General features: G+C 33.8%; 16 protein-coding genes and 1 tRNA gene. 12 read left to right on the top strand and 5 right to left on the bottom strand.

The window, feature by feature from the left end; genetic code table 11:
- Positions 1–15: 15 nt before the first annotated feature.
- The 3 genes from ABDW27_RS03370 (at position 16) to ABDW27_RS03360 (ending at position 969) form a co-directional block, all read left to right on the top strand.
- Entirely contained in the window at positions 16–303 is a 288-nt protein-coding gene (locus ABDW27_RS03370) for a hypothetical protein (protein ID WP_179005352.1), read from the top strand.
- An 83-nt stretch (positions 304–386) separates the two neighbouring features.
- On the top strand, positions 387–662 hold the full coding sequence (locus ABDW27_RS03365; RefSeq protein ID WP_056253946.1) for a hypothetical protein: 276 nt from the start codon (positions 387–389) through the stop codon (positions 660–662).
- Positions 649–969, top strand: coding sequence for a hypothetical protein (locus ABDW27_RS03360; protein ID WP_256871169.1), 321 nt, complete (start codon positions 649–651; stop codon positions 967–969). Before ABDW27_RS03365 ends, ABDW27_RS03360 begins: the two co-directional genes overlap by 14 nt.
- Before the next feature lie 40 nt (positions 970–1,009).
- Here the strand turns inward: ABDW27_RS03360 and ABDW27_RS03355 are convergent, their stop codons facing one another.
- From ABDW27_RS03355 to ABDW27_RS03335, 5 genes are all read right to left on the bottom strand, one after another.
- Entirely contained in the window at positions 1,010–2,317 is a 1,308-nt protein-coding gene (locus ABDW27_RS03355; protein ID WP_179005354.1) for a site-specific integrase, read from the bottom strand.
- A 292-nt stretch (positions 2,318–2,609) separates the two neighbouring features.
- Positions 2,610–2,690: transfer RNA gene (locus ABDW27_RS03350), tRNA-Tyr, on the bottom strand.
- A gap of 776 nt (positions 2,691–3,466) precedes the next feature.
- Entirely contained in the window at positions 3,467–4,228 is a 762-nt protein-coding gene (locus ABDW27_RS03345) for a DUF4369 domain-containing protein (RefSeq protein ID WP_343694640.1), read from the bottom strand.
- A gap of 260 nt (positions 4,229–4,488) precedes the next feature.
- A complete protein-coding gene (locus ABDW27_RS03340) occupies positions 4,489–4,929 on the bottom strand; it encodes a KTSC domain-containing protein (protein ID WP_179005358.1) in 441 nt (146 codons plus the stop codon).
- 357 nt (positions 4,930–5,286) lie between these two features.
- Positions 5,287–5,532, bottom strand: a complete 246-nt coding sequence (locus ABDW27_RS03335) for a hypothetical protein (RefSeq protein ID WP_343694639.1) — start codon at positions 5,530–5,532, stop codon at positions 5,287–5,289.
- Positions 5,533–5,618: 86 nt separating this feature from the next.
- Here ABDW27_RS03335 and ABDW27_RS03330 point away from each other — a divergent pair, with 86 nt between their 5' ends.
- The 9 genes from ABDW27_RS03330 to ABDW27_RS03290 all read left to right on the top strand — a co-directional run bounded on the left by ABDW27_RS03330 (position 5,619) and on the right by ABDW27_RS03290 (position 13,910).
- Positions 5,619–6,161 carry a hypothetical protein gene (locus ABDW27_RS03330; RefSeq protein WP_343694638.1) on the top strand — a complete coding sequence of 181 codons (543 nt, stop codon included), beginning with the start codon at positions 5,619–5,621 and terminating at the stop codon, positions 6,159–6,161.
- Positions 6,161–6,301: a hypothetical protein gene (locus ABDW27_RS03325; RefSeq protein WP_343694637.1), complete on the top strand. Its 141-nt coding sequence runs from the start codon at positions 6,161–6,163 to the stop codon at positions 6,299–6,301. Before ABDW27_RS03330 ends, ABDW27_RS03325 begins: the two co-directional genes overlap by 1 nt.
- Positions 6,302–6,385: 84 nt before the next feature.
- Positions 6,386–6,622, top strand: coding sequence for a hypothetical protein (locus ABDW27_RS03320; protein ID WP_343694636.1), 237 nt, complete (start codon positions 6,386–6,388; stop codon positions 6,620–6,622).
- On the top strand, positions 6,609–6,989 hold the full coding sequence (locus ABDW27_RS03315) for a YchJ family metal-binding protein (RefSeq protein ID WP_343694635.1): 381 nt from the start codon (positions 6,609–6,611) through the stop codon (positions 6,987–6,989). The genes ABDW27_RS03320 and ABDW27_RS03315 overlap by 14 nt, the downstream gene beginning before the upstream one ends.
- 106 nt (positions 6,990–7,095) lie before the next feature.
- Positions 7,096–8,214 (top strand): VWA domain-containing protein, encoded by a 1,119-nt coding sequence (locus ABDW27_RS03310; protein WP_343694634.1) that lies wholly within the window; start codon positions 7,096–7,098, stop codon positions 8,212–8,214.
- A gap of 148 nt (positions 8,215–8,362) precedes the next feature.
- Positions 8,363–9,826: an AAA family ATPase gene (locus tag ABDW27_RS03305; protein ID WP_343694633.1), complete on the top strand. Its 1,464-nt coding sequence runs from the start codon at positions 8,363–8,365 to the stop codon at positions 9,824–9,826.
- A 172-nt stretch (positions 9,827–9,998) separates the two neighbouring features.
- Positions 9,999–10,850 (top strand): DMT family transporter, encoded by an 852-nt coding sequence (locus ABDW27_RS03300; protein WP_343694632.1) that lies wholly within the window; start codon positions 9,999–10,001, stop codon positions 10,848–10,850.
- Positions 10,851–11,293: 443 nt separating this feature from the next.
- On the top strand, positions 11,294–12,580 hold the full coding sequence (locus ABDW27_RS03295; protein ID WP_343694631.1) for a Glu/Leu/Phe/Val dehydrogenase: 1,287 nt from the start codon (positions 11,294–11,296) through the stop codon (positions 12,578–12,580).
- Positions 12,581–12,686: 106 nt separating this feature from the next.
- Positions 12,687–13,910, top strand: coding sequence for a sterol desaturase family protein (locus ABDW27_RS03290; protein WP_343694630.1), 1,224 nt, complete (start codon positions 12,687–12,689; stop codon positions 13,908–13,910).
- Positions 13,911–14,043 lie beyond the last annotated feature (133 nt).

Raw genomic sequence — 14,043 nt, 5'->3', positions numbered from 1 at the left:
TTATCTTATAGAGTTATGGAAGATTTTAAGCTTTTATCGGGATTTTTTCAGGCAATTGAAAATGATTTCAGAATCAGCACAACTCACATTGCAATTTTTGCCGCCCTGCTTCAATTTCGCGCAAACAGGAATTTTATAAATCCAATTCAGGCATACAGTATTGAAATCCAGAATATCGCTAAGGTTGTATCTCCAAAAACTTATCATAAATGCATGCGCGAATTAGATGATTACGGTTATCTTATTTATGTCCCGACAAAGAATAAGAACAAAAGAAGCAGTGTTTATTTTTATTTGGAGTAAGCTTTGCGGCAATTTTTTTGGAATGACGATGATCTTTTTAAGTATATGATTTAATTTTTTGTAACGCATTAAGCCGGTATTTTATGGAAGAACTTATAACAAAAGACGATTTAAGGCAGTTTGGACTGTTAATGACCGATACAATCCGTAATGCGGTTTCGGAAGCTTTTAATGCAGAAAATATTGAAAGGGAATCTGAGTGGCTGAAAAGTAAGGCTGTCCGCAGGATGCTCGACATTTCTGCCGGATCTGTTCAGACTCTTAGAACATCACAAAAAGTACGTTTTAAGAAAGTGCTTGGATCCTATTATTACAATAGAGAAGATATTCAAAAACTTTTTAGGGATGAAAAAGACTAAGAAATTAAAAGAAAGCAATATCATGGAATATCTTTCAGTTTATATTGCTGATCCAAAGCTTAATGTGTGGCATTTGTCAATTTTAACGGCAATATTAGGATTGGGTTACAGACAGGGGCAGGGTAGGAGGATACAAGTCAGCCGAAGTAAAATTATGGAAATGGCGCATGTAAATACACTACCCACTTATCACAAATATTTTAAACAGCTGCAGGAATTAGGTTATATTAAATACAGCCCGTCTTATCATCCGGGTTATAAAAGTGTAGTTAAACTATATAAAAAGAGGCTATCTCAGAATTGTTGAGATAGCCTCTTTGATTTTAATTACCATCTGAAAGCAAGTTTCAAGAAGTTATGTTGTATTTCTTTTTAATTGCCTGGATTTCTTTTTCAAGTCTTCCGAGAACCGCTAAGTCCGGTTTTGAAATCTTGGAAGCGTTTTTGTTCAGCTTTTTATTCAGAATTGACATTTCACGACCGATTGTAGCCTGCTCAGTTATAGCATATGCCTCAGTCTGTTTTACCGATGCATGACCCAGCAGTTCTTTAACTACATTAATAGGGACGTTGTTATTTAATGTCACAGTGCTTCCAAATGTACGGCGGGCCATATGCGTGTTTAATGTAAAAGGAAAGCCACACAAGACTGCCACCTCTTTTAGATACTCATTCATTTTCTGGTTGGATGAAACAGGAAGCACGGTTCCGCGCTGGATACACAGCGGGTGCTCTTTATATTTTTCAACTATTTTCAGTGCTTGGGGAAGAAGAGGGACATTAAATGATGAGTTTGTTTTCTGCCTTTCGGACATAATCCATAGATTTCCATCAATGCCTTCTTTGATATCCGTTTTCTTTAATTGATAAGCGTCTATGTAAGCCAGGCCAGTGTAGCATTGGAAGACAAATACATCCCTTACTACGTTGAGCCTGTCAGTTGTGAAATAATGACTTTCAAGTTCGTACAATTCCTGTGCGGTGAGTGGTTTTTTTACCAGTTTCGTTTTACGTCCCTTAAAGTTCTTAAATGGGTCCTTGGTGATTAACTCCTTATCAATGGCGCGGATTACAATCTTTTTGAAATTTGCAATGTATTTGAGGGTGGTGTTGTTGCTGCAGTCGCGTACAGTTCTAAGGTAAAACTCGAAATCCTTTACAAACTCAAGATTCAAATCCGCAAATTCAAGATCGTGCTTTTTAAGCTTGAATTTTATAAACGCAGTCAAATGGTTTTTAGTAATGGTAAACCGGTCAAGGGTGCCTTTTGCATAGCCTTTTCCAAGAAGCGCCTCCATTTCATCATTATGCTTTTGAAATTCCTCGAGCACCTTGATCTTCGGCGCTGTCCTGCCGAGAACCTCGTCCATAATTTTCTCAGCGGTTATGAGTTTGCCGCTGTACATCATTTCGGTTTTGATTTCATTGATTTTTAAAGTCAGCGAATCCAAAAAGAAGTTCAGCGACTTTGCATCTTCCTTTGAGCCGACCGCTCTTTCGAACCTTTGATCCCATCGTGTACTATCCCATTTTCTTTTGGTTGAGCTTTCCTTACGGATACCGTCAACAGTTATTCTGAAATACACAATCCATTCTTTACTTTCTATTTTGGGTCTTTTTAAAAAGAATCCCAAACCAAAACTGCTTTCCAACATAATCCTACTTTTTAAATTAATAAATGTAGAATAATATTACTGCCAAATCAAGTCGTTAATCTCGTTAACCCCCTGTAGTATAAGGGATTTTTGCTGTTTCTGGTGCACTTTTCAGCGCGCCGGAAAGTGCACCGATTCTGCACCTTTAATTTTGTGAGGATTTATAAATATTGAAAACAGGCCTAAAATAAAAAAAACCTGCAAATCCTTGAATTTGCAGGTCTTCAGACATTTTTTTTGGCTTTTTGAAAAGAATGAAAACTTTAAGTTTTCCGCCTTTTAGGCCTTTCCGTGGGGAGAGCAGGATTCGAACCTGCGAAGTTTTCACAGCAGATTTACAGTCTGCCCTCGTTGGCCGCTTGAGTATCTCCCCGACTCTCTAGCGTTGTTGCTTATTGTTCTAAGCGGTTGCAAAGATAGGAACTCTTTCTACATATCCAAACAAAAAAAGCACTTAATTTTAAGTTATTTTAAAGTTATTTTTTAATTCGCTGGAATTGAATAAAATAAAAACCTCCTAAAATATATTTTTTTAAGTTTATTTTTAAAAGTAGGATTATTTTTATATTAAATATTGAGTTTTTTGTTTAAATTTTACTTTAAAAAAGTCTTTAGGTATTGTTTTTATTGACTTATTAAATACAAATTGAAGAAAAAAACTGTTTGAAATTGTTTTGAGATTCTCTGTTAAAACAAAAAAAATCTCCACGAGGGAGATTTTTTGGTTTATTGTGAAATACAGAATTATTTCGAAAGTAATTCTAAGATTTTTGCTCTTAGTTCCGGACCTCTTAAATCTTGTGCAACTACTTTTCCTGATGCATCAAGAATAAAAGTTGCCGGAATAGATTCAACATTATATTGTTTTGCAATTGGCTCATCCCAGAATTTAAGGTTTGAAACATGAGTCCATGTTAACCCGTCAGCTGCGATCGCTTCTTTCCAGTGTTCAGCATCTTTATCCAGAGAAACACCTACAATATTTAATCCTTTAGAATGTAGTTCTTTATAAATAGCTACAACGTTTGGATTTTCTTTTCGGCATGGTCCGCACCATGAAGCCCAAAAATCAACAATTGTAACTTTACCTAAGCTTTCTTTAAGCGAAATTACTTTTCCCTGCGGATTAGGAGCCGAAAAATCTGCTCTTCATTTAGCGCTGCCAACAGGAGGAGCTGTTGCACCAACCGCAGGCATTTTTGCTTGACCTAGTCTGTTTTTGATTTCTTTACCAGGAGTTGTATTTTTTAAAGACTCATCTAAAGCATTGTAAATACTTTCAGTTTTCTTAATATCATTGCTTGGGTCATTAATCATACCTTGAACAATTAATACAGAAATGAAAGATTTTGGATGACTTTCAGCGTAAGCTAAATATTTCTTTTTGCTGTTAGCCTGAACTTCAGTTTGAATTTCCATGTATTGTTTCATCAAACCATTGATAGTTGCAGTATCCTGAGCTTTTTGAGCTTCCTGCATTTTTGTTGTATTTTTTTTCTGGAAATCAATTAAGCTTTTTTGAGTTTTTGTAAGCTCTTCATTGAATTTTGAATATTCGTCATTATTGTAAGTTCCGGAAACTTTAGATTTGTGAATACTGTCTTTGTCAATTTCGATATTGATTTCTCCAGTTTCTAATATAAATGGGTAAGGTTGATTTGCTCCTTGAATAATTAATGTATGGAAAGCTGGCTCAGTTACTTTTCCTTTGATTTCAAATTTTCCATTTTCAACTTTTACTGTATCAAGCGCAACAGCCATTCTTGTAGTTGGGTCTTGACCTTGAAGAATGATAGTTTTTCCGTTTTCAATTCCTTTTGCAGTACCAGTAATAAGGTATTCTCCGTCTTTAACTTTGCTGCAAGAAATAATAGCTGCAGAAGCTGTTAGTAAAAAAAGTATTTTTTTCATTATAAAAAATTAATTAGTTAATTGATTTGTGCAACAAAAGTATCTAAAATTATAGAACATATAGAATTTTGTAACCTAAAATTTTGTTATAGTTTTTTTATATCTAATCGCCCTGTAATCAAGTGTTTTGATGCTTTAATTTGACTTAAAACTCTTGTTTATTTTTTGTTTAGAATGCTAATATAGAGTTTTTCCTAATAGTAAACCACAAAAAAAGCACTCTGTAAGAAGAGTGCTTTTGAAATATTTTCAGAACAAATTTATTCTTGATTTGTTTTCTTTCTCCATGTAAAAGAGTTTAAAATGTGTCTTTTTGCAAATCTTCCAGGAGAATCTGCATTTACCATTTTCACGTAAGTAGCTTTAGGTACACTAATGTATTCGTAAACACTTCCGTTAGAAAAATCAATAATCAAACGACCTTCTACAAATTTATAATCTGTAATAGTACAAGTAGTAATTGTTTCTGTGTACTCAGGTAAATTAAGTTTGATAGTATCAGGGTGAATACTTACTAAAAAGTGGTAAGCTTCGATGATAGTTTTACTTTTTTCTTCAGCAGCTTTTAAACCAGCTTCATCTCCTACAAATTTATCAGGATGAGATTCTTTCATCGCATTACGATAAATTGTTTTCAAATCTTTTAATTCTGCAGTTTTCTCTACGTTTAGTAACTTGCGGTATTCAACTATTTTTTTCATAAATAAAATGTAACTACTTGTCTATTAGTTTGAAATCGATGTTTTTTAGTTCAAATCGACAAATTTTTTGCAAAGGTACACTTTTTTTTAACTTTTTACTTTTCATCTAAAAAATATTCAGGAAAGTTATTTGTTTCTGTTTCAGGTTAAGGGTAGAACGTTTTTTTAACGCAAAGCACGCCAAGATTTTTCTATAAGCATGTTTTTATAAAAACGAAAGTTCGCAAAGCTTTACGTTAACAGCTTTGCGAACTTTGTATTATCAATACCGCTTGCAATACAGTAAAAAAAATCTTGGCGTACTTTGCGGTTAATTATCCACATTTAAACTTGAAACATTAAACCTGAAACAAAAACTTATTCAGGCTTACGATTCGCTTTATCGAAGTTTCTGGATTTTTTAGGATATTTATCGTAGCTGATGTCACTTGGGTTTTCAATTACAGATTTAATAGTAATCCAGTCACCAATTTTAAAATTGGTATGAGCAATTTTATAATCTAAAAGATATTCTCCACAGAAATAATTGTTGTTTTCATCTTTTTCGATAATGCCGGTATAAACTCCTTTTTGAGGCATTTTTTCTTGTGAATCTTTAGACATAGTTTTTTATTTTAAAATTGAAGTGACAAAGTTAATCAATTTAGGTTTGTTTTAGGGAGTTCGCGACAATCTGAGTATATTTGCATATGCAGAAAAATTTTAAACCCCATCCTAATTCTTTCAAGAATACTTTTTGTGTTTTTAAAGAAGTGCTTCCGGATGAAATTAAAGGATTAAAAAAACAATTCGAAAGCAAAGCGGGAAGTTCTTATTATTATACTGAGGCAGGAATGTATCGTGTTTCAAATCACTGGGGTAGATTAGCAAACAGTAAATGGCGCTTAATTGCCCGTGAACCTGAAACCGAATCGAAAACAAAAATTGGTTTTGCTGCCTGGGAAGAATTTTATCCTGATAATACCGAAGAAAAACTCTATTATATAGATGCCGACTTCGAAAAAAATCTGGCAAATTATCAGCATAAAAATAATCCGCAATATGACGGAAAAGCGATTTTAAGAACCAGTTTTGAAACAATGAAACGTTTAAAACAAGTTAGGAATCTACAGCAATTAACTTCCTGGGCAAAATATTTTGACTATGATGACATAAATGAGTTGAGAAAACAGATTATCACCGAATTGATTTTTACCGAAAAAAGTCTTGAAGAAATTAAAAGGGAAATATAATGGGACGCAACAACGAAAGAAATATAAAAGCTCACAATGACAAATTGCACAAAGCCCAGGCGAAGAAAAAACAAGCCGAAGTTTCGCGCAAAGAAAAGCTAAAAGAAATTGTGAAGAAATTCAACGAAAATAAAGAGTAATAAAAATATAGTTTCAAGTTTCATGTTTTAAATTTCAAGTTATTGGAACGAAACCTGAAACCTGAAACTTGAAACAAAAAAACAATGAATAGTAAATTTGAAACTTTAAAAGCGAGCGTACAGGAAATCATTGATTTAATCGTTGCAAAAAATAACAGAGAAGCCAATAATAAACTTTTAGAAGTAAGTGAAGTATTAGACGAAATGATTGATTTTGCTGAAGAAGATGAAGAAGTGAGAGAAATCAGTCGTTATCAGGTTTTGTTAAATCAGCTTCATGTAAAAATTAACGGAGAAGAAGAAGTAGATGGCGACGCATAAATGCTTTTGCGATACAGGATTACAGTTTGATGATTGCTGTGGATTATTTCTTGAAAAAAATCAAAAAGCACCATCAGCTTTAGCTTTAATGCGTTCAAGATATTCTGCTTATGCAACTCATAATGCAGATTATCTTTTAGACACAACTTATATTTCTGAAAGAAAATATTATTCGAAAGCAGAAATTCTAAAATGGGCAACAGCAAATAAATGGCAGAAATTAGAAATTCTGAGTTTTGCCGAAAATACAGTCGAATTTAAAGCGTATTTTTTAGATTCAACCCAAAAACCGCAGGTACATTACGAATTTTCGACTTTTAAAGTTCAAAATGGCTCATGGTTTTATGTTGATGGAAAGTTTGAATAATTGTTACATCTAACGCTGTTAGCTGTAGATTTTGGTTAAATATTTTAACTAAAAATTAATAAACGTTTCTATTTTCATAATTCTAAAAAGCCTTAATTTTAAAATTATGAAAAACGAATTTAAAAAAGGTTTTTATTTTAAGTCCTACGAAGCTCCTTTTCAGACTCCGTTTGAAAAACTTTTTGTCATTTTCAAAGAGTTAATCACCCACACTTCGGGCGATTTCGACGAAGCAATTAACTGGCTTAGGGAGCTGGACGTAGAGTATAAACTGACCGACGAGAACTACACAATAGATGATTTTATTGAAGATTTAAAAAAGAAAGGTTACATAAAAGACGAGGTTAAGGAAGACGGAACGAACGGCTTTGGAATTACGGCTAAAACAGAACGTGCAATTCGTCAGCAGGCTTTAGATCAGATTTTTGGAAACTTAAAACGTTCCGGAAACGGAAATCACAAAACAAAACATGCCGGAAACGGAGATGAACATACCGGAGAATTTCGCGAGTACAATTTTGGTGACACTTTAGAAAGAATATCTTTAACAGAAAGTCTTAGAAACGCACAAGTCAATAACGGTGTTGAAAGTTTCATGCTGACTGAAAATGATTTGATCGTAGAAGAAACGCAGTACAAAGCACAAATGAGTACCGTTTTGATGATCGACATTAGCCACAGTATGATTTTGTATGGAGAAGACCGAATCACGCCTGCCAAAAAAGTAGCAATGGCTTTGGCTGAATTAATTACAACCCGTTATCCAAAAGATACGCTTGATATTTTGGTTTTTGGAAATGATGCCTGGACAATTCCAATTAAAGATTTGCCTTATCTGCAGGTTGGTCCGTACCATACCAATACAGTGGCAGGACTACAATTGGCGATGGATATTTTACGCCGAAAACGAAATACCAACAAGCAGATTTTCATGATTACCGACGGAAAACCAAGCTGCGTGCGTGAGCGAGACGGTTCGTATTACATGAACAGCAACGGTCTCGATGAATATATCGTAGATAAATGCTACACGCAGGCACAGCAAGCCAGAAAATTACACATTCCGATTACGACTTTCATGATCGCAAACGATCCGTATTTACAGCGATTTGTAAATCATTTTACAGAAGCCAATCAGGGAAAAGCATTTTATACAGGATTAAAAGGCCTTGGCGAAATGATTTTTGAAGATTATGAAACGAATAGGAAGAAAAGAGTGAGATAGTTTTCAGTCGCAGTATTCAGTTTCAGTTGTCACGCTGAGCGAAGGCGAAGCGCTGCTTAAATAATTTATACACAAGAAAGATAATCGTAGAGACGCATTGCAGTGCGTCTAACACAATCAAAATAACAACACCCATATTTCAATAAAAATGGAAATTAACAATATAAAAACATTAGGACAGTTAAAAGCAGCCGGATATAAAAGCACAAGTATAAAGGACGAATTGCGAAATAATCTTCGTGAGAAAATCAAATCTGGAAAACCGGTTTTTGAAGGCGTTCACGGATTTGAAAATACGGTAATTCCAGAACTGGAACGTGCAATTCTTTCTCGTCATAATATCAATTTATTAGGTCTTCGAGGACAGGCAAAAACACGTTTGGCTCGCAAAATGGTAGAATTATTAGATGAATATATTCCGTTTGTAGCGGGTTCAGAAATCAATGATGATCCGTTGAATCCAATTTCACGTTTTGCAAAAGATTTAATTGAAGAAAAAGGCGATGAAACTCCAATTTCATGGTTACACAGAAACGAACGTTTCTTCGAAAAATTAGCAACGCCGGATGTAACCGTAGCCGATTTAATTGGTGATGTTGACCCAATCAAAGCCGCAAATTTAAAATTATCGTATGCTGATGATCGCGTAATTCACTTCGGAATGATTCCGAGAGCAAACAGAAGTATTTTTGTTATCAACGAATTACCTGATTTACAAGCGAGAATTCAGGTTGCATTGTTTAATATTCTGCAGGAAGGTGATATTCAAATTCGCGGATTTAAATTAAGAATGCCGCTTGATATGCAGTTTGTTTTTACTGCAAATCCGGAAGATTATACAAACAGAGGAAGTATAGTAACGCCTCTTAAAGATAGAATTGGTTCGCAGATTTTAACACATTATCCTGAAACAGTTGAAATTGCACGAACCATTACACAGCAGGAAGCAAAACTAGACGAAAACCAAAGTGATATCGTTTATGTACCAAGTCTAGCCAGAGATATTTTAGAGCAAATAAGTTTTGAAGCACGCGAAAGCGAATATATTGATAATAAAAGTGGAGTAAGTGCCAGAATGAGCATTACCGCTTTTGAAAATTTAATAAGTTCAGCAGAGCGCAGAGCTTTAAAATCAGGTGTAGATCAAACAAACCTTCGTTTATCTGATTTTATGGGAATTATTCCGGCGATTACCGGAAAAGTAGAATTGGTTTATGAAGGAGAGCAGGAGGGAGCAGCTGTAGTAGCGCAGTATTTAATAGGTTCGGCGATTAGAACTTTATTTCCAACTTATTTCCCTAAGATTGAAAAATTAGAGAAACAAGGAGAAAAAACGCCTTATTCTGATATAATTGAATGGTTTTTTGCAGAAAGCGGTTTCGAATTATTAGACGATGCTACAGATGCTGAATATCAGGCTATTTTAGATGAAGTGACTCCTTTGGATATTTTATTAAAAAAATACCAGCCGCAATTAGATAAAAGAGATCAGTATTTTGTAAAAGAGTTCGTTTTATGGGCTTTAGTAGAATACAAAAAACTGAGTAAAGATCGTTTTGCTCAAGGACATCAGTTTAAAGATATGTACGGAAGTTATATTAGTAAATTGTAAATTATTAATTGTAAATTGTTAATGATTATATAGTGATGTAAACCCGACAGGTTTTTAAAACCTGTCGGGTTTCTTATGTTCAGCAATCTTTGTCAAAATTTTAAACTTTGACAAAGATTTATAGCAAACCAGATATTATAAAAACCTACTTTTGTAATCAAAATTTAATTCTATGTTGTTTCTTATTCTAAGCATTTTGTGCAGTGTTACGGTTGGTGTAATCTTCAAAATAACCCGAAAATACAATGCAAATCCAATTCAGATAATTGCTTTTAATTATGTAATGGCAATAGCACTTTGCTATTTTACTTTTAGCCCGGATTTGAATGTTGTTCACGCTGATGCGCCCTGGAATATTTACACTGCAGTTGGTATTTTGCTGCCAATAGTTTTTCTGTTTTTATTCACTTCTATAAAATATATGGGAATTGTAAAAACAGATGCAGCACAACGTTTATCTTTATTTATTCCTATAATTGCGGCTTGGTTGATTTTTAAAGAAGAATTCAATCCTTATAAAGTTATTGGATTGATAATAGGATTTATAGCGCTTTTATTCATCTTAAAAAAACAATCAGGAAACGATCAAAACAAATGGATTTATCCAACAGCAGTTTTTTTAGGTTTCGGGATAATTGATATTCTTTTTAAGCAAATTGCACTTTTTACAGCTTTGCCTTATACAACGTCTTTATTTATCGTTTTTGATATTTCATTGGCCGTTTCTTTATTGGTTGTAGTTTATGATGTTGTTATAAAAAAGGTAAAACTGAATTACCAAAACATTCTTTTTGGAGGTTTAGTCGGAATCTTCAACTTCGGAAATATATTATTTTATTTAAAAGCACATAAGGCTTTCGCCGAAAATCCATCAACGGTTTTTGCCGGAATGAATATGGGGGTTATAGTTTTGGGAAGTCTGGTAGGAATGCTTTTCTTTAAAGAAAAACTCTCTAAAATCAATATTTTAGGTCTCGTTTTAGCTCTAACAGCCATTGTTTTTATCGTTAAATCACAATTTTAGTACTTTTTTTTAATTTCTTAAAGTGTTAATTTACAAGGGTTTTAATGTTAATTTTATATTTTATTTAAATAAACTCGACTAATTCTATAGAATTTATAAATAATATTTTATAGATTTGCAATAACAATGAAAAACTATGTCCAAAATATCATCCCGTTTATGTGCAGTTTGACGATGTGCTGCATGTCGACCTATGCGATGAAATGGCGTTAATAGAGAAAGTACTTGTTAGTTATTTTTTTTTTAGCCTTTCATGCACCATGAAAGGCTTTTTTTAGGAACTATTAAATAAAAATAAAATGAGATCGAATAGAAACATACATAGTAAGATGCATTGCTGCCAGACGAAAATTCCGTGTTGCATGTGCTGCTGTTAATTTTATTCAGAACAAAACATTTTATTAAACCCAAATCGATAAACCAAAAAATTAAAAATAAATACTATGAGTGCAGAAATTATAAAACAGAATCCCTTTCAATCTATGATTGAAAGGTTTAATATAGCAGCCGATATTCTAAAATTAGATGAATCTATCAGACAAAAGCTGCAGCGTCCGGAAAAACAAATTGTGGTCAATTTTTCTATAACATTAGATAATGGAACCGAACAAAATTTTGAAGGATATAGAGTAATTCACAACACGGCTTTAGGGCCGTCAAAAGGGGGAATTCGTTACGACAATGCTGTAAATCTCGATGAGGTAAAAGCACTGGCAGCCTGGATGACATGGAAATCTGCCGTAACCGGAATTCCGTTTGGAGGAGCAAAAGGAGGTATTATTTGTGATCCGAAAACACTTTCTAAAACTGAATTAGAAAGAATTACAAGAGCGTATACAAAAGCTTTGGCAGATATTTTTGGTCCTGAAAAAGATGTTCCTGCACCGGATATGGGAACTGGTCCAGACGAAATGGGCTGGCTGATGGATGAATTTTCATTGGTTCACGGAAAAACAATTCACGCCGTAGTAACCGGAAAGCATTTGCATTCCGGAGGTTCGCTTGGAAGAGTAGAAGCAACCGGAAGAGGTGTAAGTATTATTACTTTGCTGGCGCTTGAAAAATTAAAAATCAGACCGGCAAGATCAACTGCTGCGATTCAGGGATTTGGAAATGTTGGTTTGCATTCGGCTTTGTTTTTATATGAAAAAGGAGTTAAGATAGTTGCGGTAAGTGATGTTTCGGAAGCGTTTTTCAATCCGGATGGAATCAATATTCCGGAGTTGATATTGTATTATAATCTCAATAATAAAACGATAAAAGGATATCCAAATTCAGTAGCTATAAAACATGAAGAATTATTGTTTTTAGATGTTGATGTTTTGATTCCGGCTGCAAAAGAAGATGTTATTACAAAGAAAAATGCAAATGATGTTCGTGCTAAAATAATAATCGAAGCGGCAAACGGACCTGTTTCTTCTGATGCTGATGAAATTTTGCAAGGTAAAAATGTATTAGTGGTTCCGGATATTTTGGCAAATGCTGGCGGAGTTACGGTTTCTTATTTTGAATGGCTTCAAAATTCACTTTTAGAATCCTGGAGAATTCATCAAATTAATAAACGTTTAGAAGACATTTTAGAAAAAGGTTTTGAAACTGTATTTAGAGTTTCAGCAAAATACGATGTAAGTCCGAGAATTGCGGCTTACATAATTGCGCTGAAAAAAGTAGCTGAAACACAATCTGTTAAAGAAGTAGCTTTAGAGGCTCCAAAATTTAAGCAGAATTAGAATTTTTAAAATAAAAATCCAGATAATTTTCATCAGTTAAAAACGTTTTTTGACTGATGAAAATGCCTTTTTTTAGTTCATATCAATATTAAAGTAATTTTTAAAAATGAAAAACATTAATTTTCTTGCCTTTGCAATGCTCGCTTTCTTCCTGTTTTTATTTCTGGAATATAAGCTTGCACAACGAAAAAAGAGACCTGAAATTTTTAATTATGAAAGTTCTGTATCTAATATCAGTATTGGAATTGCAGAACGGTTGATTAATTTGTTTGTTGCCGCAAGCTTCTATCAATTGTATTATTTGATTTATGACGATTACAGGATTTTTGAAATTCCGAGTAATTTTTTAGTCTGGATTGCCTTAATTCTTGCCACAGATTTTGTCTGGTACTGGTATCACAGATTAGGACACGAAGTCAATTTTTTCTGGGCAGCACACATTGTACATCATCATAGTGAAGAATTCAATTTTACAGCTGCGGCCAGAATTACGACTTTTCAGGCCATAATCCGAACGGGATTTTGGTGTGTTCTTCCGCTTGTTGGCTTTCATCCCACTATGGTAATTACGATGTTGATTGTTCACGGAGCATATTCTTTCTTTACACATACACAGCTCGTCGGTAAAATAAAATGGCTCGAATATGTTTTCGTAACGCCTTCTGTTCATGGTGTTCATCATGCATCTGACGAAAAATACCTTGATAAAAATTATGGCGATATGTTTACATTTTGGGATCGTCTTTTTGGAACTTTCCAGGCAGAAGAAGAAAAACCAAAATACGGATTAACACATCCGCTAAAAAGTTATAGTTTCCTTTGGCAGCATTTTCATTATTATTTTGAAATCTACGAATTATGGCGACGTTCAAAAGGTTTTAAAGCCAGATGGAAAGCCGTTTTTGGAAGTCCCGCCCACATGGATCAGGATATTCGTCCAATATTAGAAAAACGCTTTTTACAAGATAAAAGCAATCCGCATCAAAGACTTCGATTTAGAAATTACCTTTATATTCAATTAGGAGTCTGCACTTTATTGCTGACTGTTTTTACGTATTATTTTGATGTTTTAGAAGCTTACGATAAGATTTTCGTATTGTCGATTGTTATTATCACGTTAATAAACTGCGGTGCCATATTAGAACAAAGAAAATGGATTTATTACCTTGAATACACTCGAATTTTTATGATTACGACCTATTTTTTATACGAAAGAGATCTAACCATGTTTTTCTTTATTCCGCTGGCCGTTATGATATTTGCTGAACAATTATTCTCGTTGAGTAAATATTATCAAAATATGATTTTGCAGTTAGAATCTGCTGAATAAATAAAAAGCGACAGTAAATGTCGCTTTTTTTATTTTTCACACAATCTTGTCATTCTGAGGAACGAAGAATCTTCGCAAGCAGCTCCATAAAGTATGTCGCCAATCTTTGTAGAATTACTCTCGAAGATTCTTC

It is taken from the genome of Flavobacterium sp. (assembly GCF_039595935.1).
Classification (GTDB): domain Bacteria; phylum Bacteroidota; class Bacteroidia; order Flavobacteriales; family Flavobacteriaceae; genus Flavobacterium.
The sequence above is the reverse complement of the archived record's forward strand: the minus strand, read 5'-3'. Positions and strand labels throughout refer to the sequence as shown.